Annotated in this window: 19 protein-coding genes and 1 tRNA gene; 8 read left to right on the top strand and 12 right to left on the bottom strand. The window is 39.3% G+C overall.

The features are described 5' to 3' along the window. The first annotated feature begins 35 nt into the window (after nucleotides 1–35). Entirely contained in the window at nucleotides 36–1,190 is a 1,155-nt protein-coding gene (locus MB09_RS08095; protein WP_045080394.1) for a DNA polymerase III subunit, read from the top strand. 143 nt (nucleotides 1,191–1,333) lie between these two features. On the opposite strand, the gene MB09_RS08090 is transcribed toward MB09_RS08095, so the two are convergent. From MB09_RS08090 to MB09_RS08070, 5 genes are all read right to left on the bottom strand, one after another. Then, nucleotides 1,334–2,179, bottom strand: coding sequence for a class I SAM-dependent methyltransferase (locus MB09_RS08090; RefSeq protein WP_045080393.1), 846 nt, complete (start codon nucleotides 2,177–2,179; stop codon nucleotides 1,334–1,336). A gap of 80 nt (nucleotides 2,180–2,259) precedes the next feature. Beyond that, on the bottom strand, nucleotides 2,260–4,131 hold the full coding sequence (gene mnmG, locus MB09_RS08085) for a tRNA uridine-5-carboxymethylaminomethyl(34) synthesis enzyme MnmG (protein WP_045080392.1): 1,872 nt from the start codon (nucleotides 4,129–4,131) through the stop codon (nucleotides 2,260–2,262). 114 nt (nucleotides 4,132–4,245) lie between these two features. After that, nucleotides 4,246–4,662, bottom strand: a complete 417-nt coding sequence (gene ybeY / locus MB09_RS08080; RefSeq protein WP_045080391.1) for an rRNA maturation RNase YbeY — start codon at nucleotides 4,660–4,662, stop codon at nucleotides 4,246–4,248. Continuing rightward, a complete protein-coding gene (locus tag MB09_RS08075) occupies nucleotides 4,655–8,026 on the bottom strand; it encodes a DUF4175 family protein (RefSeq protein WP_045080390.1) in 3,372 nt (1,123 codons plus the stop codon). Before MB09_RS08075 ends, ybeY begins: the two co-directional genes overlap by 8 nt. A 69-nt stretch (nucleotides 8,027–8,095) precedes the next feature. Beyond that, nucleotides 8,096–9,550, bottom strand: coding sequence for a T9SS type A sorting domain-containing protein (locus MB09_RS08070; RefSeq protein WP_045080389.1), 1,455 nt, complete (start codon nucleotides 9,548–9,550; stop codon nucleotides 8,096–8,098). Nucleotides 9,551–9,641: 91 nt separating this feature from the next. On the opposite strand from MB09_RS08070, the gene gltX reads away from it, so the two are divergent. Beyond that, on the top strand, nucleotides 9,642–11,204 hold the full coding sequence (gltX, locus tag MB09_RS08065; RefSeq protein ID WP_045080388.1) for a glutamate--tRNA ligase: 1,563 nt from the start codon (nucleotides 9,642–9,644) through the stop codon (nucleotides 11,202–11,204). On the opposite strand, the gene MB09_RS08060 is transcribed toward gltX, so the two are convergent. Then, the gene (locus MB09_RS08060) at nucleotides 11,201–11,857 is read right to left on the bottom strand and encodes a hypothetical protein (protein WP_045080387.1); all 657 of its coding nucleotides are present in this window, start codon (nucleotides 11,855–11,857) and stop codon (nucleotides 11,201–11,203) included. The genes gltX and MB09_RS08060 overlap by 4 nt on opposite strands. An 84-nt stretch (nucleotides 11,858–11,941) precedes the next feature. Between MB09_RS08060 and MB09_RS08055 the strand changes: the two genes are divergently transcribed. Next, nucleotides 11,942–12,934, top strand: a complete 993-nt coding sequence (locus MB09_RS08055; protein WP_045080386.1) for an SPFH domain-containing protein — start codon at nucleotides 11,942–11,944, stop codon at nucleotides 12,932–12,934. A gap of 94 nt (nucleotides 12,935–13,028) precedes the next feature. Here MB09_RS08055 and MB09_RS08050 read toward each other — a convergent pair whose 3' ends face one another. The 4 genes from MB09_RS08050 to MB09_RS08035 form a co-directional block, all read right to left on the bottom strand. Next, complete coding sequence (locus MB09_RS08050; protein WP_045080550.1) at nucleotides 13,029–13,280, bottom strand: DUF6327 family protein; 252 nt, start codon at nucleotides 13,278–13,280, stop codon at nucleotides 13,029–13,031. Nucleotides 13,281–13,285: 5 nt separating this feature from the next. Beyond that, entirely contained in the window at nucleotides 13,286–13,732 is a 447-nt protein-coding gene (locus MB09_RS08045) for a phage holin family protein (protein ID WP_045080385.1), read from the bottom strand. A gap of 1 nt (nucleotide 13,733) precedes the next feature. Further along, nucleotides 13,734–14,111 (bottom strand): YtxH domain-containing protein, encoded by a 378-nt coding sequence (locus MB09_RS08040; protein ID WP_045080384.1) that lies wholly within the window; start codon nucleotides 14,109–14,111, stop codon nucleotides 13,734–13,736. 167 nt (nucleotides 14,112–14,278) lie between these two features. Beyond that, on the bottom strand, nucleotides 14,279–15,958 hold the full coding sequence (locus MB09_RS08035) for a glutamine--tRNA ligase/YqeY domain fusion protein (RefSeq protein WP_045080383.1): 1,680 nt from the start codon (nucleotides 15,956–15,958) through the stop codon (nucleotides 14,279–14,281). 107 nt (nucleotides 15,959–16,065) lie between these two features. Here MB09_RS08035 and folB point away from each other — a divergent pair, with 107 nt between their 5' ends. Beyond that, the gene (gene folB, locus MB09_RS08030; protein WP_045080382.1) at nucleotides 16,066–16,422 is read left to right on the top strand and encodes a dihydroneopterin aldolase; all 357 of its coding nucleotides are present in this window, start codon (nucleotides 16,066–16,068) and stop codon (nucleotides 16,420–16,422) included. A 57-nt stretch (nucleotides 16,423–16,479) separates the two neighbouring features. Beyond that, nucleotides 16,480–16,550 (top strand) — tRNA-Cys (locus MB09_RS08025). 115 nt (nucleotides 16,551–16,665) lie between these two features. Here the strand turns inward: MB09_RS08025 and MB09_RS08020 are convergent. Then, nucleotides 16,666–17,412 carry a LysE family translocator gene (locus MB09_RS08020; protein WP_317619476.1) on the bottom strand — a complete coding sequence of 249 codons (747 nt, stop codon included), beginning with the start codon at nucleotides 17,410–17,412 and terminating at the stop codon, nucleotides 16,666–16,668. Between the two features lie 12 nt (nucleotides 17,413–17,424). Continuing rightward, entirely contained in the window at nucleotides 17,425–19,632 is a 2,208-nt protein-coding gene (rnr, locus tag MB09_RS08015; RefSeq protein ID WP_045080380.1) for a ribonuclease R, read from the bottom strand. Between the two features lie 223 nt (nucleotides 19,633–19,855). On the opposite strand from rnr, the gene MB09_RS08010 reads away from it, so the two are divergent. The 3 genes from MB09_RS08010 to MB09_RS08000 all read left to right on the top strand — a co-directional run bounded on the left by MB09_RS08010 (nucleotide 19,856) and on the right by MB09_RS08000 (nucleotide 22,050). Continuing rightward, nucleotides 19,856–20,095 (top strand): hypothetical protein, encoded by a 240-nt coding sequence (locus tag MB09_RS08010; RefSeq protein ID WP_045080379.1) that lies wholly within the window; start codon nucleotides 19,856–19,858, stop codon nucleotides 20,093–20,095. Nucleotides 20,096–20,679: 584 nt separating this feature from the next. Beyond that, nucleotides 20,680–21,111 (top strand): ribose 5-phosphate isomerase B, encoded by a 432-nt coding sequence (rpiB, locus tag MB09_RS08005; RefSeq protein ID WP_045080378.1) that lies wholly within the window; start codon nucleotides 20,680–20,682, stop codon nucleotides 21,109–21,111. Between the two features lie 9 nt (nucleotides 21,112–21,120). Next, nucleotides 21,121–22,050, top strand: coding sequence for a cation diffusion facilitator family transporter (locus MB09_RS08000; RefSeq protein WP_045080377.1), 930 nt, complete (start codon nucleotides 21,121–21,123; stop codon nucleotides 22,048–22,050). The last annotated feature ends 14 nt before the right edge of the window (nucleotides 22,051–22,064 follow it).

Here is a 22,064-nt window from a genome sequence, read left to right as displayed (position 1 = left end):
GCTTCAAGGAACTGTAAAATTGCTTAGATTTGCGAATGGATTTTTCAGAAGTAATTGGTCACCAGCATATAAAATCTCACCTTGTAAAAACTGTTCAAAACGGCCGAATCCCGCACGCACAGCTGTTTTCGGGCGTTAATGGCAGCGGTTTATTGCCAATGGCAATAGCATATGCGTCAGAGGTACTCAGTAGCCAATACGAAAAGGGCAGTGCAGAATATATTTCCTGCAGAAACAAGGTTTCAAAATTGATGCATCCGGATCTTCATTTTGTGTATCCTGTAAACACCAGTGATATCGCGAAAAAAAATGCTATTTCAGATAATTATGCTGAAGGTTGGCGCAATTTTGTTTTAAATAACCCGTACGCCTCTCTTTTTGAATGGCTACAGAGTCTGGGACTCGAGAAAAAACAAGGCAATATCAGCAAATATGAGGCTGAAAACATTTCAAAAAAACTATCATTAAAAGCTTTTGAGGGAGGTTATAAAGTGATGATTATCTGGATGGCGGATAATATGAACAGTGAATGCGCCAACAAAATCCTAAAGCTCGTGGAAGAACCCTCGGAAAAAACTTTACTGCTGCTATTGACGGAACGGGAAGAGCAGATTATATCCACCATTCGTTCCCGTTGCCAAAAGTTAACATTTCCGTTGTTATCCGAAACAGATATTGCCGCAGCTCTCACAACGAATTTAAAAATAAAGGAACAGTTGGCAGCTCAGCTTGCCCGTAGAGCACGAGGCGATTATAACAAAGCGCTACAATTACAGGAAGAAACTGGAGAGGATGAAATTTTTGAGAAATGGTTTATCAGTTGGGTACGCACCGCATTTAGGGCCAAAGGAAACAAAGGTGCCATAAATAATCTACTGGACTGGAGCGATGAACTTGCTTCGCAGGGTCGGGAAACGCAAAAGAAATTTTTCAATTATTGTATTGAAGTATTTCGCCAAGCGCTTTTGAAAAATTACAGTGCAGAACCACTTTTGTTTTTTGAAGCGAAGGACGCCACTTTTTCACTTCCGAAATTTGCACCTTTTGTACATCAGAATAATATTTTCGGAATCATTTCGGCTTTGGAGGATGCGTCGTACCACATTGAGCGAAATGGAAATGCGAAAATAATTTTTACCGATCTTTCCATTAAATTGACCCGGCTGATCCATCAGCCCGAATTGGCATAAGTGAATCTTATATCAATTTAATTATTATAAATTTCATTTATTATTAACCGCTGCTTATCCTTTGTTTTAAGAAAAGAACTCTCGATAATCCTATATGAGAGTCCATTTCCTTACTTTTGCGCCTTAAAAGAGTGCAAAATCGTTTAATTGGATTTTTTAAAGCAATAGATATGCGAAGAATACTCCTTTGAGCGTTTTGCTTTTATATTTGATAATAAACCAATCCAAAAAGCCTTCAAAGAAAATTTTCTACCTGTTTTATACTTTTCGGAAAGAAGGCTTACATAGAACGAATCAAAAATCATAGGTTCTATTTTTTTTAGATGAAAATTTTCCGCAAAAAGATTTTTCATGGATTCTTTTGAAAAATGCCAAAGGTGCCTCGGAACATCATAAGCCGCCCAAAATTTCCCGTAATACCTTGCGTCAAAACTTTTGAAATTTGGAACTGCTATAATTAAGGCCCCCTGTGGTTTCACCAATGCTGCTAATTTTAAAATCGTCTCTTCCAAATCTGGAATATGTTCCAAAACATGCCAAAGTGTAACCACGTCAAATTGCTTGCCTTCAAAATCATTTAAGGAAGCTTTCAAGTCAATGCCTTTTTCCAAAGCCAATTTCGCGGCATTTTTGTTTGGCTCCATTCCGTGAACCTGCCAACCTTTTTCTTTTGCAACTTTTAAAAAATCTCCGGTACCCGCACCGACATCCAACAACGAACCAACGTCCCCAAGCTGTTGTAAAATCAATTTAGCCTTTTTTTGAAGGGACCATTTTTTAACCAATTGGTAAAGGCTCGAAATCAAACCGCGCTTTTCATCGGTATGCGAAATGTATTCCTGGCTTTCGTAATATTTAGGAAGTTCCTCAACTTGTGGCTGCGGAAAGGTTTTCAGAAAATCCAAATCGGTATCGTGTACCAAATCAAACGATTCTCCGGAAACCAAGTAATCCTTAACCGATAGATATTTCTTTTCGTGATTTTGCAAGCAGAAAGGTTTAATTTATTAAATAGATTTTAATGAAGCTCAGGGATCAGAAGGAAAGTGTTCCACGTGAAACAATGGCCCTAACGCCCCATATACACCAAAAGAACCGAAACATCATTTGGCGAGACACCACTTATTCTTGATGCCTGCGAAACGGTTGCGGGTTTAATTTTTGTGAGTTTTTCACGGGCCTCAAAGGAAAGCGACTTTAATTTTGAATAATCAAAGGAAGCGGGGATTTTTAAACCTTCCAGCCTATTTAATTTGTCTGCATTGTTCTTTTCCTTATCAATATACCCTGAATACTTAACTTGGATTTCGGCTTGTTCAATCATTTCAGTGTCCAAACCGTTTTCCTCAATATACTTTTTTACCGAAGGAATCTTCTTCATATCCTCCATCGTTACTTCAGGCCGTGAAAAGAATTTGAACATCTTGTCACTTTGATCTACCAAAGCAGATTCCCGCGCGTGAAATATAGGGTTGATTTCTTCCGGCGCTGCACTGGTTTCTTTAAAAAATTGAACAAAAGCACTTGCCTTTTCTTTCTTCTTTTCCATTTTACGCATACGCTGTTCGCTTGCCAATCCAATTTCAAATGCTTTTGGCGTTAACCTAAAATCGGCATTATCTTGTCGCAATAAAGTTCTGTATTCCGCACGCGAAGTAAACATTCGGTAGGGTTCTTCCGTCCCCTTGGTAATAAGGTCATCAATCAACACGCCTATATAAGCCTCATTCCTTTGAAGTATAAAAGGTTCCTTTTCGTGAACTTTTAAATGTGCATTTATTCCTGCCATCAAACCTTGGGAAGCCGCTTCTTCATAGCCCGTGGTGCCATTGATCTGTCCGGCAAAATACAAACCTGAAACTAATTTTGTTTCCAAAGTGTGTTTCAATTGCGTTGGCGGAAAATAATCGTACTCAATAGCATAACCGGGGCGAAAAAACTTCACGTTTTCAAAACCGGCAACTTGACGCAAGGCCTTGAATTGGACATCCTCCGGCAAGGAGGTTGAAAATCCATTAATATAATATTCTACCGTGTCCCATCCTTCTGGCTCTACAAAAAGTTGGTGCCTGTCCTTATCCGCAAATCGATTTATTTTATCTTCAATGGAGGGGCAATATCGTGGACCAATACTTTTGATTGCACCGTTGAACATGGGCGATCTGTCAAAACCTTCGCGTAAAATATCGTGTACATCTAAACTAGTATAACTCATATGGCATGAGCGCTGGTTCTTTAAAGGTGCAGTTTCATCAGAAAAAGAAAACTTTTCGGGAACATCATCACCAGGCTGTTCTATCATTTTAGAAAAATCCAAGGAACGTCCATCCACTCTAGGCGGAGTTCCTGTTTTCATTCTTCCTGCTTCAAAACCCAAATCAATTAAATCCTTTGTAATTCCGGTTGAGGCTTTTTCACCAGCACGTCCTCCTCCAAATTGTTTATCCCCAATATGGATCAACCCATTTAAAAAAGTGCCATTTGTAAGTACAACGCTTTTTCCTTTAATCTCCAGACCAAGAGAAGTTCTTACACCCCTAATTTTTCCATTCTCTACTATAATTCCGGAAATCATTTCCTGATAAAAATCAAGGCTTGGGGTTTGTTCAAGCATCAGCCGCCAAGTTTCGGCAAAACGCATACGATCGCTTTGGACCCTTGGACTCCACATTGCCGGCCCCTTTGATTTGTTGAGCATCTTGAACTGAATGGCCGACTTGTCAGAAACGATACCACTATAACCGCCCATAGCGTCGATTTCCCGCACAATTTGGCCTTTGGCGATTCCACCCATTGCAGGATTGCAGCTCATTTGTGCTATTGTTTGCAAATTCATTGTCACCAATAAGGTTTTCGAGCCCAAATTAGCAGCTGCAGCCGCAGCTTCCGAACCAGCATGTCCCGCCCCGACCACAATTACATCATACTCTTTTGGAAACATAAAATCATTTTAATTGTTCCACGTGGAACATTTGTTTTTATCAAATTTTTTTAGGGACGCGAAATTACAATAAATATCTAACTTTAAGGTAATTGAGTTGCTGAAATTATAGTTTTAAAGTGTGGCAAGCTTTTTTAGGGCCTCATCCTCCTTTGAACGCATAGCACCTTCTTCTAAAGCAGTCTTATCTTTATAGCCACAAAAATGAAGTATGCCATGAATCATAACCCGATGCAATTCATCCTCAAAATTTGTTTTGAAATCTTTCGAATTTTCGGCAACACGTTCAACGGAAATGTAAATTTCGCCATTAATTTGCTTTCCGGCCCTATAGTCAAAACTGATAATATCAGTCAATGTATCGTGGCCCAAAAACGTTACGTTCAGTTTATGCAGATATTCGTCGTCACAAAAAATATAAAGTACTTCACCCTCTTCAAATCCTTCTGAAATGATGATTTCGGAAATCCACTTTTGGATTTTCATCCGACTTTTTAACTCAAAATCAGTTTCAAAATTAAACTCAATCATTACCTTCCTTAAAATATTCCTGAACCTTGTTTTTGTAATCTTGGCGCAAAGGTAAGGCCTCACGGTTCAAAATTTCAGTTGTATTGAAGTATTTTTTTATGTCTTCGGGAGAAAGTTGTGTATTGTTCTGAAAATCCCTTCTATTCGTTCGGGACTCCCTTCGGCTTTCTTCTCCTTGCTCAAGATCGGCTTTGTCAAGTTTTAACAATTCATATTTAAGATTGAGCATTTGCTGAAGCGTATTTTGATTAAATCCTTTGTCCAACAACTGCTGCTCTATTCCTTCCATTTTCTTTAATAACTTTCCGCCATTTCCATTTAAACCCTCCTTGCTCAACCTATCCTGAAGTTGATTTCGCAGTTCTTGTTGTTGTTTGTATATCTCGAATAGCTCGCCATTGAGGTCCTCGCTGTTTCCCTGGCCGTCTTTTTCCCCGCCTTTTTCATTTCCTTTCTGTCCATCCCTGCCGTTTTCCCCGTTCTGGCCATTTCCATCACCACTTCCATCACCTTCACCCTCGCCCTTTCCTTCTCCCTTCTTGCCATTTTTCCCTTTCTTCATTCCTTCTTTCATTTTTTCACCAAGGTCTTCCTGTTTTTGAATAATATCAGGCAATTGAAATCCGGAACCCGGCATTGGATTTCCCTTTCCGGAACCAGAACCCATGGACATCTGCATTTGCATGTTACTCAAAATATCACTTAGCAGAACCGCTAAATCATTTGCCCCTGTAATTGTATATTGTTGGTTTCCAACACCTTGCCTCGTTTCATTTTGCGCCAATCGCTCCAATGATTTGTCAATATTATATTGGATTTCAGTAAGAGAGGTATTTATTTGGGACCCGATCATTGGTTGACGAAGGGAAAGCGCAAATATGCTGTCGTCTATATGTTCAAAATTTGTTTTAAGGTCATTTTGAATATTCAATTTCTTTCCGAATATAGGATTGCCGTATTCAATTTTTTTGAAAGCTTCCATCAAATCCTCTTGTTGAAAAGAAAAAACAACCAGATTATCCACAATCTGACGTAGCATTTTTACATCTTCCTCTATGGTTTCCATTTGTCCAGCCTGCATCTGCATTTGCATACCTTTGCTCATCTGTTTCATTTTCTGTCCAGCTTTCTTCTGATTTTTTCCGGCCTCGTTCGGTTTTTGCTCTCCAAGTTTATCCGTTGCCTGTTGCTGTTCCTCATCAATCTGTTGTTCGGCCGGTTTATCTTCGGGAATGTCCAAGGGCTTCTTTAAACCTTCGTTCTCCTTCTGAAGCTCTTTCATCTGCTTTTTATATTCTTCAAACTTTTCGTTTAGCTCCTCTTGGGCCTCTTTTGTGTTTTCATCATCAGGTTTATCTGCTAACTTTTCTTGCTCTTCGCCCAGTTCATATAACTCCTCGGCAAGTTTTTCCGCTTTATTTTCAACGTAATATCTTTTGGTCAACTCTAGCAATTGCTCAAGATTTTTCTCTTGGTTCTTGTTCTGTTTTGAAAGCTTTTCGAGCTTCTCGGTCAATTCCTCCTTTTGAATTTTATCCTGAAGTTTTTCAAGTTCATCCAACAACTTTTCATTCTTCTTAAGCTGTTCCTCATTTTCTTCCAATCTTTTTTGAAGATCTTCCTTGAAAGGATCTTTCTCCTTATTTTCCGGTTGGAAATTTTCAAGTTCCTCTTTCATTTCCTTTGAAAAATTCTTCATCATTTCTTCCTGCTTTTGCTGGCGCTGTATGAAGTTTTCTAGCTTCTTTTTGTCGTTGTAATTAAGTTCGTTCTTTTCTTTTTGGGTTCGCGAGAGTTCTTCCAAAGTTTGCTTTCGGTCCTTTAATTCTTCCAAAGATTTATCCAACCCTTTAATGGCATCTTGCTGGTTTTGTAGTTGCTCATCCTCTAATTCATTCTTCGTTAATTTTCTGAAGGAATAAATTCCAGACTTCGAGGATTTATAATTGTGAATGGCATCGTTATCAAAAACCTCAAAATAATATTCATAAGCTACGCCTTCATCCAATGGAAGGTTCCCGGGAAAAGTATAAGTGAATTGATCAAAATTGGTCTTATTCAATGATAAAACCTGTGTTTTAGCCTGCTTTTCATCGCCTTCGGGGAAATAGACCAATCTCAGTTTGGTGAGCCCGTAATCGTCCGATATTTGGCCCAAAAAGAAAACCCTTTGCGTGTTTGTGCTATCCTGTTTTGACTGCACTTCAATCTCTGGAAATTGATCCTTCACTACATTCAGCGTGAAGGCAAGGTTTTCATAATCCTTCAGTTTTTCGTTGGAAGTGGTAATGGCGTAATCAAGCTTGTTATAAATTCCTTTTTCAAAATTGAAGTTTTCACCTTTTGCAGCGAATGAAAAGGAAGTATCGGTGGTTTTTAAAGTAACTGCCTTTGTATTTTTAGTAGCGACATTCCATTTAACCCGCGTTCCCTCGGGAATGGTAGCGTTTCCGGTACTTTTAAGGGTTTCATCTCTTTTCCCCGTATAGGAAGGATAATCCAAAACCATTTCAAAATTGAGCAATGAAGGGGTTTTTACAACATCCAACGTATATTCCCGAGAAGTCACTTTATTTGCCTTTAAGCTGAAATCGATTGATTCTATAGGTTGTTGAAATGCATATTCAAACAAACCTGGCGCGGTCTGCTGCAGATAATAGGTTTCACCATTATAATTGATGCTCGCGTTTTCGGGAATTGCCGTGCCCTCAGTTCTAATTTTTAAGTTGAAAGGTTTGTTTTCAACTGCATTCAAATCGTCGTTCATCACAACGAAAGTGAAGGGTGCAGGCGGCTCAAAGGCAGTATCGTAATGTACCACACGTTTATAACTGCTGGAAAAAATATCCATTCCGCCCAAAGCGCTGAAAAGTATAAATATCAATACCGGAATGGCCGCGTATTTTAAATATTTGGCGTTCTTTTTAAAATTTACGGCACTTTTGAAAGGTACTGTCTGTAATTCTTTAGCTTTTTGATCAATGCTCGCTGCCAGCAATTCACTTTCGCGACGGTTTTGGTTAAGCTGGATTACATTGAGCAATTTATCGTTTACCTGCGGAAAATGGTTGCCAATGATTTTTGAAGCTTCTTCATAATTAATTCCCTTTTGAAGTTTGAAAAGTTTGGCAAGCGGAAAAGCGATAAACCGAACAAACAAGCCCAGTTCCACGATTACAAACGCCCAAAACAGCACTCGCCTTCCCAACGGATTGAGCCAAAGGAAATATTCAACGAGCAGCGTTATCAACAAATACAGCAGCCCAATGGCGAAGAAAAGGATGGCTCCTTTTATAAGCTCATTGGTGTAGTATTTCTTGATAAATTCCTCCAGTTTTAGCTGGATGATGTTAAAAGTGCTCATAGTTGAATTCCCTCTTTAGAAAACTTCTAAAATACAATAATATTTTATGGACAAAAATCGCTCCGCAAGTTATTCAACAATCATTTTCAAATTGTAAGTTGAAGTTTTTGTAAATACATTTACGAAATAAATTCCTGAAGATAGATTTTCATTTATTTCAATAGTTTCGGAAGCTAAAGGGATATTGGAATATACTATTTTTCCGGTCATATCAACAATACGAATTAATGAAATTTCGTAAGAAGCTGGAACATTTAAATAAAACGTTCCAGAATTTGGATTTGGATAAAGTCTTGGATTATCATCTGTCAAAGACTCTTCCGTTCCCAAAATTCCATTATACTCAAAAATGCGTACTTGACTTGGTTCAGAGCCAGAATCGTCGGGGGATCCAATTCCAATTATATTTCCTTCGTTGTTAATCGCTACAGAAAATCCAAAAAAGGATTGGAGACCATTTTCCGCTCCAGTCACGGTATTTCCATACTGCTCCCAAGAATCCAGTTCATATTTGAATACTTTTACTTGACCGAACACCATTCCCAAAAAATCCCCTACAACAATCATGTCACCGATTGAATTAATTGCCACAGAACCACCAAAATAATAGTTTTCGTTTGTTCCCTCAATAGTTTCACCTTTTTGCGACCAATTATTATTTGACCGTTCATATATCTTGACCTGACCTGCCTGATCGTCAGGAGCTATCATATGCCCCCATCCCCCGATTACAACAACATCTCCAGCAGAATTTAAGTCAATACCATTTGTTCCTGGCTTGTTGCCAATTCCCATCAAATCACCTTTGTCTGTACCATATATGGGTAGTCCTAAATCCCCCCAATCGCCATTTTGGTATTCATATATATTCACTTTACCACCGTTGTATGCACTCTCACTATTATAGGGAGATGAAATCGCGATTATATTTCCTTCAGCGTTTAGGCTAACAGATTCTCCAAAACTACCATTACCAATTAAGGTCTCACCTTTCTGTTCCCATTCATTGTTTATATACTGATAAACTTTTGAATAGTTATATCCTGGAGCCCCGCAAATTATTACATCTCCTTCGGCGTTTATTGCAACGGATTTTCCAAAGTAATCATTATTCGCATCAGAAAAAATAGTTTCGCCCAATTGAACCCAACTATTTGATTGTAATTCATAGATACGAACCAAATTCTCATTATTATATCTGTCCTCACCAATAATTATTCTATTTCCCAATTCATTCATTGCCACAAAGGACGTAGTATTCATATTTGCAGCCTGAATTTCATTACCCAACTGAACCCATTGATAATCTTGAAGTTCATAAACATAAGTATAATCATACTGATTGCCTCCAGATGGACCTTCCTTAACCAATGAAACCCTATTTCCTTCTCCGTTGATTGAGATTGAATAACCGATGGCATTAGAAGAATTATCTCCAATAATAGAATTTCCAGAAAGATACCACTGAGAAAGGCATGGGCTGATAAATAAAACCCAAAATCCGAATGTAACATAAACCTTCATAATTTCAATTTATGCTTGAAAGATACTAATTCTATCAAAATATTGTCTATGTTAATTGTACCTTTGCCGATTCATAAAAAGAATGCAGATTATGTCTCAAAAAGTTCGGGTTCGTTTTGCCCCTAGCCCAACAGGGCCTTTACATATTGGTGGTGTTCGCACCGCTTTGTTCAATTATTTATTCGCAAAAAAACACGATGGCGATTTTTTACTTCGAATAGAGGATACTGACCAAAATAGATATGTGGAAGGCGCCGAGGCATATATTATTGAAGCTTTGAATTGGTTGACTATTCCCTACGATGAAGGCCCAGGCAAAGAAAAAGATTGCGGTCCGTACCGCCAGAGCGAGCGTAAAGCACTTTACAAACAATACGCAGATGCCTTAATTGAATCAGGAAATGCCTACTATGCCTTCGATACTTCCGAAGAACTTGACGCACACCGAAAGGACCACGAGGCAAAGGGAAAAACCTTTATTTACAATTGGCACAACCGTTTAAAGCTGAAAAATTCGTTGGTTTTTTCTTCGGAAGAAACCCAGCAGAAAATAGCAAATGACGAAGAATACGTTATCCGTTTTAAATCGCCCGAAGATGAAACGCTTCATTTAAACGATATAATCCGCGGCGAGATGCAGGTGGAAACCAACATTCTCGACGATAAGGTGCTCTTTAAAAGTGATGGGATGCCAACCTACCATTTGGCAAATATTGTGGACGACCATTTAATGAAAATTACACACGTTATTCGTGGCGAGGAATGGTTGCCGTCATTGGCGCTGCACGTTTTGTTGTACCGTGCTTTTGGCTGGGAGGCGCCACAATTTGCGCATTTACCGTTAATTTTGAAACCAACAGGCAACGGAAAACTCAGCAAACGCGATGGTGATAAAATGGGTTTCCCAGTATTTCCTTTGGAATGGAAAACCGCGGAAGGCGAACTATTTTCAGGCTATCGCGAAGATGGTTATCTGCCTGAAGCCGTTGTAAATATGCTTGCCTTTTTAGGCTGGAACCCTGGAACGGAGCAGGAAATTTTCAGCTTAGAAGAATTGATTGATGCTTTTGGACTGGAAAGAGTCAACAAGGCGGGAGCAAAATTCGACCCCGATAAAACGAAATGGTTTCAGCACCAATACCTGCAGAAGGTTGATGATGCACTATTGGCAAGCGAATTTGAAAGATATTTAAACAGATTATCGGTGGAGAGACAGGGCAATACCCTGTCTCAACCACAGGGCAATGCCCTGTCCCAACCACCAATAGAAACAATAAAAAAAATCGTTTCCCTTTTAAAAGAACGCGCCACCTTCGTAAGCGACCTTTGGGAACAGGGAAGTTTCTTTTTTGAGGCTCCAGCTACTTACGATGCGAAAGCCGCGGAAAAAGCTTTTAAGGCTGAAACAGCAGTATTGCTTAAAAAGGTAGTTTCGATTTTAAGTGCTACGGAAGATTTTTCCGCAGAAAACCTTTCGGAACAAGTGAAAGGTTGGATTACTTCAGAAAACATAGGCTTCGGAAAAGTGATGATGCCACTCCGATTGGCGCTCGTAGGAGAAATGAAAGGTCCCGAGGTGTTTGATATTCTTTCAATTTTAGGAAAAGAGGAAAGCGTTGTCCGAATTGAAAAGGCAATTGATTATATGGGCTAAAAGTAAATTACCCCCATTAAAACGATGGTGGAACTATTGCCTTTAAAATCTTCATTCTCCAAACCTTTATCGTTTAGACCGCCAAGCATATTGGTTACACCATATTGATACTGTGCGCTGATGCGGAAGTGCTCCAAACCAGCGGTAAGCCCCGCAGCTAGACGCACATTGAATTTTGAAATATCCTGAATATCTGCCGCAGTAAGTGTATTATATCCAGTTAAAATATAATCTTCATACTTATCATCCGCCAATTTCATCTTGCCGTTTAAGTCAAATATAGGGCCAAACTCAAGACTCAAATGCTTTACGATGATATTATAACTTCCCAAGAAATTAAGCTGTACCCCTTGAATAGTATAGCCTATATTTTGAGTGTTACCCAAAAAATTTCGCCCCTCTACACCTACGGACGCACTTTGAAAACTAAGTCCGTAAATTAAGTCGAAGTTGTTTCTGAAGGCACCACGTGTAGTGAAACCAGCTGTAAAACCTTCCTTTTGCGTAGTCACCAAATCATCGGTTTGAATGTCGAAAAAGGTAATTCCACCCTGAATTCCCAAAAAATTGTAACCATCATAGTTGCGTTGGGAAAAAGCTTGTTGACCAATAAAAAGAAAAAGGGTGGCAAATAGCAGTTTTTTGAGACTCATAGCTGGGGATATATTTTAGGGCCGTGAAAATAGCTTTAATTTTGTATCTTCCACAACAAATTTTCATCAAATATTCAAAAAATTATGGGCGGATTTATTTTAGTGCCAGTGCTGATTGTAGGGTTGTTTATACTATTGGCAAGTTTTTTTACCGTTAAGCAACAAACAGCGGCAGTAGTAGAACGTTTTGGAAAGTTCCACAGTATCAGAAATTCTGGATTGCAGTTAAAAATTCCTTTGATAGACCGGATTGCGGGACGCATCAACCTGAAAATCCAGCAATTGGATGTAATTGTAGAAACAAAAACCAAGGACGATGTTTTTGTTAGGTTGAAAATTTCGGTACAATTCCAAGTATTGAAGCTAAAGGTTTATGACGCCTTTTATAAACTTGAAAACCCGCACGATCAGATAACTTCCTATGTATTTGATGTAGTGCGCGCAGAAGTGCCAAAGATGAAGTTAGATGATGTTTTTGAAAGAAAAGACGATATTGCGATTGCGGTAAAAGCAGAATTGAATGAGGCGATGAGTGAATATGGGTATGATATAATCAAAACCCTCGTAACCGATATTGATCCCGATATTCAAGTGAAGGCTGCCATGAACCGCATAAATGCGGCCGAAAGAGAGAAGGTGGCAGCAGAATATGAAGCCGAGGCAGAGCGTATTAAAATTGTGGCAAAGGCTCGTGCGGAAGCCGAAAGCAAGCGGTTGCAAGGTCAAGGTATAGCAGACCAGCGTAGGGAAATTGCGCGTGGCCTGGAAGAAAGTGTAGATGTTTTGAACAATGTGGGTATAAATAGTCAGGAAGCTTCTGCTTTGATAGTGGTTACCCAACATTATGATACCTTACAGTCCATAGGCGAAGAAACCAATACCAACCTTATTCTACTGCCCAATTCACCCCAGGCCGGTAGCGATATGCTCAATAATATGATCGCTTCATTTGTGGCCAGTAACCAAATTGGGGAACAGATGAAAAAACAGAACGAGGAAAAAGGGATTATACCTAAGAAGAGACCCAAACGCCAGGCCCCTCCACGACCCGAGGAAGGTGAGGATTTGAATTATTAATTTAATTAAAGTGTTACCATAATAAAAAACGCGCCAATCAAAATTGATTGGCGCGTTTTTTAGTTTATTCGTTTACCCTAAATAGATTAGATTATCAATCATCTTCATAGTCTTTTTTCTTAACGGGCTTTATTCCTATCAATTTATCCACAACCTTAAGAACAAAAGCCTTTTTAAGAATAGAACCGACAGTGCTGGCTATGATATTGATGGGAGAAAAGGTTTCATTCAAGGTTTCCTTACTCTGGTTTAACCCTAATTTTACCTCTTCAAGATCAATTTGCGACTTAAGACGAAGGTATTTTAAATCTCTATCTATTTCTTCAAAAGTAGTATATCGCTTCATAAACATTAATTTGTAAGTTTTTCATCTTGAACTTTATCATCAAAAAGTGTTTCTTGATATTCATTCAATTCCTTCTCTGCCGCAACTTTCGGGTCAAGATCATTTTCATCGTAAAGCAAACCTGAAAATTTGTACAACATCCCGCGCTCAATTATTTTTCTTCCGAAGATGAACATAAATATTAAAATGATGCCATAAAATGCACCAATTAGCAAAAAGCCAACATAGACGTTTTCGAAAAATGTACTGAGCCAAAAGGCGGCCCCCACGGAGAGAAATAACATTACAAATAGGGAAAGGCTTCCATATACCAAAAGATTTACCAGAGAAATTGCTCCTTTCATGGAGGCCTTAAATAGGCGGAGTTTGTAATACTCCGCCGTACTTACACTATAATCCTCTATTCTTTCGGTTACGCGATGAAGACTTTCTTTAAGGCTACTGAACGCCATATTATGAAGTTACTTTTTTGGCTGTTGCTTTCGCTTTATCAACTGTTGAATCTATCTGTAATTTTGCATTTTGCTTTCTTAGGGCCTCCAATTTATCTTCCATTGCCAGAAGAATATCGTCTGCCTTATAGCTAGCTGAAGATAAGGTTTCGTTTAGTTTCTGCTCAAAACTATATCTAGCCCGCTGCGCTTTTTCGCTCAGCGTGCTACTTGTTTCTTGAATTTGTTTGTTTAATTGTTTTTGTGCTTTTCTAGCTTCCTTGTTAAGCTTGTCCCTTGTTTTTGAACCTTTGTCCGGTGCATAAAGAATTCCGATGCCAGCTCCTATCGCTGCTCCAGTTAATAATGCAAGTAGTGTTTGACCTGTATTTGATGCCATTATTCTATGTTTTATTGGTTAATAATTCCAAAGGTACATAGAGACTTCCCGCATTGCTGTTAACAACCGGTTAATAGTTATTTTTCATTCTATAAAATTGTCTTAAAAAGTGAAAATTTTAGCCAATTTCTCTTAAAAACGAAAATAATTTTTAATGGGAATGTTAATTATTCAGCCAATTTGGCCCAAGAATCACGCAAGGGAACCGTTCGGTTAAAGACAATTTTTTCCTCAGTCGAATCCCTATCAACCACAAAATATCCCAAACGTTGAAACTGGAATTTATCTTCGGGGTTGGAGTCTTTCACACTTGGCTCTGCATACCCGGTAATAACCTGCAAAGAGTCTGGATTTATGAATTCCATAAAATCTTTCTCTTTGTGGGTATCGGGCGAGGCTTCGGTGAAAAGGCGATCGTACAAACGCACTTCAACTGGCAAGGCGTGTTCGGCAGAAACCCAGTGGAGTGTTCCCTTTACTTTTCGTAAGGAGGCTTCGGAACCGCTGCCACTCTTACTTTCGGGATCGTAGGTGCAGTGTATTTGGATAATGTTTCCTTCGGAATCTTTTACTACACTTTCGCCCTTAATGATATAGGCATTCTTTAAACGCACCTCTTTTCCAAGAGTCAATCTAAAAAACTTACGGTTTGCTTCCTCAAGAAAATCATCCCTTTCAATTAAAAGTTCTTTTGCAAAGGGTACTTGGCGACTTCCGGCAGTTTCATCCTCTGGATTGTTTTCGGCTTCAAGCCATTCTGTTTTTCCTTCGGGATAATTGTCTATTATCAACTTCACGGGATCCAAAACCACCATGATTCGCGGTGCAATCTTGTTCAGATCCTCACGAACGTTGAATTCAAGATGTGACACGTCAATCAGGTTCTCACGCTTCCCCACGCCAATGCTGTCGGCAAAATTTTTAATCGATTCTGGCGTATAACCTCTTCGGCGCAGCCCGGAAATGGTGGGCATTCGCGGATCGTCCCAGCCCGTAACAACACCACTGCTTACCAGCTGTGCAAGTTTTCGTTTGCTGACAACCGTGTGACTTAAATTTCTACGGGCAAATTCGCGCTGTTTTGGGCGCAATTTCTTGGGATCGACCACTTGGTCCAAAAACCAATCGTAAAGCTCTCTGTGCGGCAGAAATTCAAGCGTACAGAAAGAATGAGATACTTGCTCAATATAATCGCTTTCGCCGTGGGTCCAATCGTACATGGGGAAGATTTTCCAATCCGTTCCAGTGCGGTGGTGGTGTTTGTTGATGGTTCGGTACATCACTGGGTCGCGCATCAACATGTTCGGCGATTCCATATTTATTTTGGCACGGAGCACGTGCTCGCCTTCCTTGGTTTCGCCGTTTTTCATTTTTTCGAACAAATCGAGATTCTCTTCAACGGAACGGTTTCTGAACGGGCTTGGCTTTCCCGGCGTGTTCGGCGTTCCCTTTTGTTCCGCAATGGCTTCCGAAGTTTGGGAATCTACATAGGCTTTTCCATCCTTCACCATTTGGACCGCCCAATCGTACAACTGCTGAAAATAATCAGAGGCATAGCATTCCGTAGCCCATTCATAGCCCAGCCAGGAAATGTCGCGCTTTATGGCGTCCACAAATTCCTGCTCTTCCTTCGCGGGGTTGGTATCATCAAAACGAAGGTTTACCGGGGCGTTGTAACGCTCGCCCAAACCGAAATTCAAACAGATTGAAGAGGCGTGGCCAATGTGAAGATAGCCGTTCGGTTCCGGCGGAAAACGGAAACACAATTGTTCCTTTGTATAGCCCTTGGTAAGGTCTTCTTCAATAATGTGTTCTATAAAATTCAGCGGCGCGGCTTCGTTACTCATATACTTAATTTTTATGAAGTGCAAAGGTAACCAATTAACTGAAAAAGAAACAGGTTTCCACTGAGCCCAACCCAACATTCTCTTATATCTTTGCCAAAATTATTCTTATGGGAACCATTCGTTTAAAAAATATAAAGATTTACGCCTATCACGGCTGTTTAATTGAAGAAGGACAGATAGGCTCCGATTATTTGGTAAATCTTTCTGTAAAGGCAGATTTAAAGAACGCTTCCGAAACCGACGAACTGGCCGATACCGTGGATTATGTAATGCTTCAAAAAATTGTGAGGGAAGAAATGGCGGTGCGAGCCAAGCTTTTGGAACACGTGGCAAAGCGTATTATAGATTCAATTTTATTAAAGGTTGAAATGGTGAACGAAGTGAAAGTTACCGTAGCCAAACGCAATCCACCCATTGGGGGCGATGTGGCAGAAGTGAGCGTGACGATGAAAAGGAAAAGGTAATTTGCTTTTTAAATAGGATTTTTAAGTTTAATTTTTTTACATTTGCAAGCCTAATAGGGCATCGTGGCCGAGTGGCTAGGCTCAGCTCTGCAAAAGCTGCTACAGCGGTTCGAATCCGCTCGATGCCTCTTAAAACCTTCAACTTTATGTTGAGGGTTTTTTATTTTAAAAAAATTCAAAACGGTTCTTCCGAAGCTTTCATATTAAATAGTGATTCAAAGGCTTCCAAATTTTACAGTACTTTTATAAAGGTTCCTCAACCGGCGGAATCGGCCTTTCTACCGGATGTTTTTGCCCGGGAATTTTCTCCAGCCCCGCTTCCACGCCTTTCGGGAAAATACCTTGGATCAGCAATAAAACACCAAAGGCCAATATTAAAATGCTTACCCACTTCTTGGTCCTGAAAATAAATCGTGGGGTCATTTTGTTTTTAAGTTTCTTCGCCAAGAGCATTTTTAACAGATCTGTGAGGAAAAAAGTGGCCAATACCGTGGAAATAAAAAGAAACACGCCATTATCTGAAGTAGTGAGCGCGTTTGCCATAATCAATGTGCCAATCCAACCCGCCAAAACGCCGAAGTTTACGAAATTTAAAAGGAAACCTTTCAGGAATAATCCGCCGAGGTTCTTTTTCACTTTTACCGCGTAATGCTCCCTTACAATTTTAAAAATTGATTTGTTGGTGCGGATGTACGAAATGATTCCGTAAGCAATGAGAATGGCACCTCCAAAAATCAGCAGGCCCGGATCGTGCTTTACCTTTTCAAGAATTCTACTGGTGCTGAAAAAGGCAATTATAATAAAAATAATATCGGCGAAAATTGCCCCCAGATCAAAAAAGATGGCTGCTTTAATTCCTTTGGTAATCGCCGTTTCAATCAATGTGAAAAAAACCGGACCGACGGCGAAGGCCAACAAAAATCCGTAGAAAGCTGCGTAGAGTAAACCGTCAAACATAGTAGGGTAAAAATACAAATTACTTTTACCCACAATGGTAAAATTTTAATTTTTATAATCCTTTCGGTGGCCCAACATCGTAAAATCCAAATGCTTTTTCACTAAATCTGCATTCTTCACTTTCACATAAACTTCATCGCCAAGTTGGTACACATTTTTCGTACGTTGGCCAATGACGGCATATTCATCTCTGTCAAATTCGTAGCGGTCATCGTTCAAATCCTGTAAACGGACCATCCCCTCGCATTTGTTCGATATAATTTCAACATAGATTCCCCACTCGGTAACTCCTGAAATTACTCCCAAAAATTCCTGGTCTTGGTGATCCTGCATATACTTCACCTGCATATACTTGATGCTATCGCGCTCTGCATTGGTGGCGAGATTTTCCATATCGCTGCTGTGCCCGCATTTTTCTTCGTATTCCTCTTCCTTGGCAGATTTTCCGCCGTCCAAATAATGTTGAAGCAATCGATGCACCATTACATCGGGGTAACGACGGATCGGCGAAGTGAAATGTGTGTAATAATCAAAAGCAAGACCGTAATGGCCGATGTTGTGCGTGGTGTACATTGCCTTGCTCATACTTCGGATGGCGAGTGTATCAATTAAATTCTGCTCTTTTTTGCCCTGTACATCCTTTAAAAGTTTATTCATGGATTGGGCGGTGGAATGGCGGTCTTTGGTGTTCAGTTTATAGCCGAAACGTTTGATTATATTTTCCAAAGCGGCAATTTTTTCATCGTCCGGTTCGTCGTGAACTCTGTAAACAAAAGTCTTTTTAGGTTCCTGTTTTCCTATGAATTCGGCAACGCTTCTGTTTGCCAAAAGCATAAATTCCTCAATAAGTTTATTAGCATCCTTGCTTTCCTTGAAATAAACTCCTTCGGGATTGTTATTCTCATCGAGAATGAATTTCACTTCCACTTTATCAAAAGAAATGGCACCGGCACGCATACGTTTTGTCCGCAACATTTTTGCAAGACGGTCCATTTCCAGAATGGCCTCGGCAATTTCCGCTTTTACTGTATATTCCTTATCAGTGATTGAAATTTTTGAGGGAATTGTATGTATTTCATCCTTCGGATTTTCAATTATGTGCTGCGCTTCTTCATACGCAAAACGGGCGTCACTGTATGTTACCGTTCTTCCAAACCACTGCTTTTTTACTTCCGCTTTGGGCGTTATTTCAAAAACCGCAGAGAACGTATATTTTTCCTCATTGGGCCGAAGCGAACATGCGTTATTTGAAAGAATTTCCGGAAGCATCGGCACTACCCTATCAACCAAATAGACCGAAGTTGCGCGTTCGTATGCTTCGTCATCCAGTTCGTTACCAGGGGTTACGTAATGCGAAACATCTGCAATGTGAATTCCTATCTCGAAATTTCCATTCTCCAATTTTTCAAAGGAAAGCGCATCGTCAAAATCCTTTGCGTCCTTTGGATCTATCGTAAATGTGAGCACGTCGCGCATATCGCGACGCTTTTTTATTTCTGAAGCCTTTATGGAAGTATCAATTTTATTGGCAAAATCCTCCACTTCCTTTGGAAATTCATACGGAAGACCGTACTGCGCCAAAATAGAATGGATTTCGGTATTGTGCTCGCCCGGCATTCCGAGTACTTTGATTACCTTTCCATAAGGAGAATCGGCCTTTTCGGGCCATTCCTCCATTGCAACCAATACTTTTTCACCATTTTTTGCACCGTTTATTTTATTCTTCGGAACAAAAATATCGGTGTACATTTTATAATCGGTAACATCAACAAAGGCAAAGTTTTCCTGCACTTGGATGGTACCAACGAATTCGGTTCGTTTTCTCTCTAAAATTTTGGTTACTTCTCCTTCGGTCTTTCCGCCTTTTTTACGCTTAAAAACATACACTTCAACAATATCGCCGTTTAAGGCTTTGTTCAGGTTTTTGCTTTTCACATAAATATCGTCCTCCAAATCCTCGACGATAATATAACCTTGGCCACGGCCTGCTATATCCACTTTTCCGGTGTAATAATTTTGCGAAGGGGTAAGTATGTATTTGCCGCGCTCAATTTCCTGTATGCTTCCCTTGCCCTGCAGATCCTTTAGTTTTTTCACTATTTGGTTTCTGCTGCTGGGGTCGTCAAGTTGCAGTTTTGCGGCAATTTGTTTGTAATTGAATGCTTGTGAATGATCTTTCCGAAGAATGTTCAGTATGGTTTGGGAAAGATTTTCAATTTTATTGTTTTTCTTTTTTCGTTTGTGTTTTGGCATAGTTGTTTTTGTAATTCGCGTAAAAGTACTACTTCTCAAAGAATGACGTGTTTACATTAGGAAAGATTTAGTACCTTGGTAATAGTTATTGGGTTATTAAGTTATTAGTTATTTGAAGGTTACGTATTAATAACTCAGTAACTCAATAACTGTGAGTTCATTTCTAAAAAAATACATTGTTTAATGTAACTTCATATCATTCCAAAACATAGAAACAAACACAATGAAGCACTTTAAAACCATAGCTATTTTTTCATACCCCGCGGAATATGCGGTGCTTCAACTTTTGTTTGACCAGGCGGAGATTCGGTACATATTTCAAAATGAAACCATGATCAGCGTTTTTCCGTTTTATTCCAATGCCATTGGCGGGATTCGGCTACAGGTTCATATAGAAGATATTGCCGAGGCGGAGGAAATCATCAAAAACCTGGACCATCCTTCCAATTTAAAAATAGTATAGTACTTTTCTAAAATCCATTTCAGTAATTTTTATTGTTATCAACATATATTTATACATCATTTCTTTTTTTGAAATTTTTAAAATAAAAAATGGTGATGATGATAGGGTGTTAATATATACAATAACTTTTTAAGGTTTTGTTTTGAAATGAATTTATTGCCATTTAATAAAACGTTGTTAACATATATTTAAGATTTAAAAGCCTTGGAAATAACGAAATAGCAGAAGTAGTTAACAACGGTGGATAACGTATTTTGACAACTAAAATCTTATAAGTTTTTATGGAAATCCTGTTTGAAACGATAGAAATGCTGCTCATAAATTGCACGCAAAAAACGAATTAAATTTTTGGTGTTGTGCATATTTTAAACCTATTGTAAATAATCCCCACACTTGCAATTTTACTTGTCGTAATTCCATTAACAAATATCAACAATGTTGTTAACCGAATGATGTCGATAGCGTTAAGAAATCGTTATCAATTGAAAATCAATAGGTATTGAACACAGTTGTTGGTATAATTATAAATGTATTTCTGCTTAAATAAATACGTGATGTTTTATCTTTGAAAAAAAATTAGCATCATGAAAATCTCCATCGGCAACGACCACGCAGGCACAGAGTATAAATTTGAAATCATTTCCTATTTGGAAAAAGAAGGACACACCGTTATCAACCACGGAACCGATAGCGAAGCAAGTGTGGATTACCCTGATTTTATACATCCCGTCGCTGCGGATGTTGAAAACGGAAAAGTGGATTTAGGAATCATAATCTGCGGAAGCGGAAACGGTGCAAATATGACCGCCAATAAACACCAAAAAGTGCGTTCCGCCCTTTGTTGGACCAAAGAAATTACCGAGCTCGCCCGTCAGCACAACGATGCCAATATTTTGAGCATTCCCGCACGTTTCACAAGCAAACCACAAGCAGTTGAAATGGTAAAAACTTTTCTTAAAACCGAATTTGAAGGCGGCCGTCACAAAAATCGCGTTGAAAAAATAGCCTGTTCATAACCTATTAAAATGGCGCATAACCACGCACATTCCCCTAACGATTCGCATGGGCATTCACATCCCGATTTAAAGGGAAGGAAGCTGTTGCTTTCCATTCTTTTGAACATAGGAATTACCGTGGCACAAGCAATCGGTGGGGTAATTTCCGGGAGTTTGTCGTTGCTTTCGGACGCCCTTCACAATTTTAGCGATGTGCTTTCACTGGTTGTGAGTTACATTGCCGATAGGTATTCCAAAAAAGATGCTTCGGTAACCAAAACCTTCGGCTACAAACGTGCGGAAATTATTGCTGCGTTTGTAAATTCCGCCACTTTAATTGTGGTAGCAATCTATCTTATTTACGAAGCTGTCCTTCGTTTTTTCAATCCCCAAGCTATAGAAAGCGGTCTGGTTATTTGGCTCGCAATTTTAGGTATCGTTTTCAATGGCTTCAGCGTTTTGTTGCTTTTTAAGGATTCAAAAAGCAATATGAACATGCGCTCTGCCTATCTGCATTTGTTAACCGATATGGCAGCTTCCGTTGCCGTTTTGATTGGTGGTCTGTTGATGAAATATTTTGAATGGTTTTGGGTGGATAGCCTTTTGACCGTTTTGATTGCGCTGTATTTATTGATAATGGGTTACGATTTGTTGAAAAGCTCTTTTAAGGTTTTGATGCTTTTCACCCCCGATGACTTAAATTTGGAAGTAATTAACAAGGCGGTGTGCAAAATTCCTGAGATAAAGAATATGCACCATATCCATATTTGGCAATTGAATGAACAGGAAACCCATTTGGAGGCGCATGTGGAATTTCACGAGGACATAACGCTAACCCAATTTGATGCTGCTTTGACCAAGGTAGAGGAAATGCTGTATCACGATTTCGGAATAAACCACGTAACCATCCAGCCCGAACACCAAAAGGATGATCCAAAGGATATTATTGTTCAGGATTGATTTATTTAAAATGC

It is taken from the genome of Aequorivita vladivostokensis (assembly GCF_000952855.1).
GTDB classification, from domain to species: domain Bacteria; phylum Bacteroidota; class Bacteroidia; order Flavobacteriales; family Flavobacteriaceae; genus Aequorivita; species Aequorivita vladivostokensis.
Note: the sequence above shows the minus strand (reverse complement) of the source record. Positions and strands in the feature narration are given on the sequence as shown.

Coding starts and splice junctions, on each gene's coding strand:
- MB09_RS08045 (WP_045080385.1), bottom strand. CDS start 13,732: ATGGCGTTCAGTAGCCTTAAAGAAAGTCTTCATCGCGTAACCGAAAGA.
- rpiB (WP_045080378.1), top strand. CDS start 20,680: ATGAAAATCTCCATCGGCAACGACCACGCAGGCACAGAGTATAAATTT.
- MB09_RS08010 (WP_045080379.1), top strand. CDS start 19,856: ATGAAGCACTTTAAAACCATAGCTATTTTTTCATACCCCGCGGAATAT.
- MB09_RS08095 (WP_045080394.1), top strand. CDS start 36: ATGGATTTTTCAGAAGTAATTGGTCACCAGCATATAAAATCTCACCTT.
- MB09_RS08050 (WP_045080550.1), bottom strand. CDS start 13,280: ATGAAGCGATATACTACTTTTGAAGAAATAGATAGAGATTTAAAATAC.
- rnr (WP_045080380.1), bottom strand. CDS start 19,632: ATGCCAAAACACAAACGAAAAAAGAAAAACAATAAAATTGAAAATCTT.
- MB09_RS08070 (WP_045080389.1), bottom strand. CDS start 9,550: ATGAAGGTTTATGTTACATTCGGATTTTGGGTTTTATTTATCAGCCCA.
- MB09_RS08035 (WP_045080383.1), bottom strand. CDS start 15,958: ATGAGTAACGAAGCCGCGCCGCTGAATTTTATAGAACACATTATTGAA.
- mnmG (WP_045080392.1), bottom strand. CDS start 4,131: ATGTTTCCAAAAGAGTATGATGTAATTGTGGTCGGGGCGGGACATGCT.
- MB09_RS08075 (WP_045080390.1), bottom strand. CDS start 8,026: ATGAGCACTTTTAACATCATCCAGCTAAAACTGGAGGAATTTATCAAG.
- MB09_RS08040 (WP_045080384.1), bottom strand. CDS start 14,111: ATGGCATCAAATACAGGTCAAACACTACTTGCATTATTAACTGGAGCA.
- MB09_RS08000 (WP_045080377.1), top strand. CDS start 21,121: ATGGCGCATAACCACGCACATTCCCCTAACGATTCGCATGGGCATTCA.
- gltX (WP_045080388.1), top strand. CDS start 9,642: ATGTCTCAAAAAGTTCGGGTTCGTTTTGCCCCTAGCCCAACAGGGCCT.
- folB (WP_045080382.1), top strand. CDS start 16,066: ATGGGAACCATTCGTTTAAAAAATATAAAGATTTACGCCTATCACGGC.
- MB09_RS08060 (WP_045080387.1), bottom strand. CDS start 11,857: ATGAGTCTCAAAAAACTGCTATTTGCCACCCTTTTTCTTTTTATTGGT.
- ybeY (WP_045080391.1), bottom strand. CDS start 4,662: ATGATTGAGTTTAATTTTGAAACTGATTTTGAGTTAAAAAGTCGGATG.
- MB09_RS08055 (WP_045080386.1), top strand. CDS start 11,942: ATGGGCGGATTTATTTTAGTGCCAGTGCTGATTGTAGGGTTGTTTATA.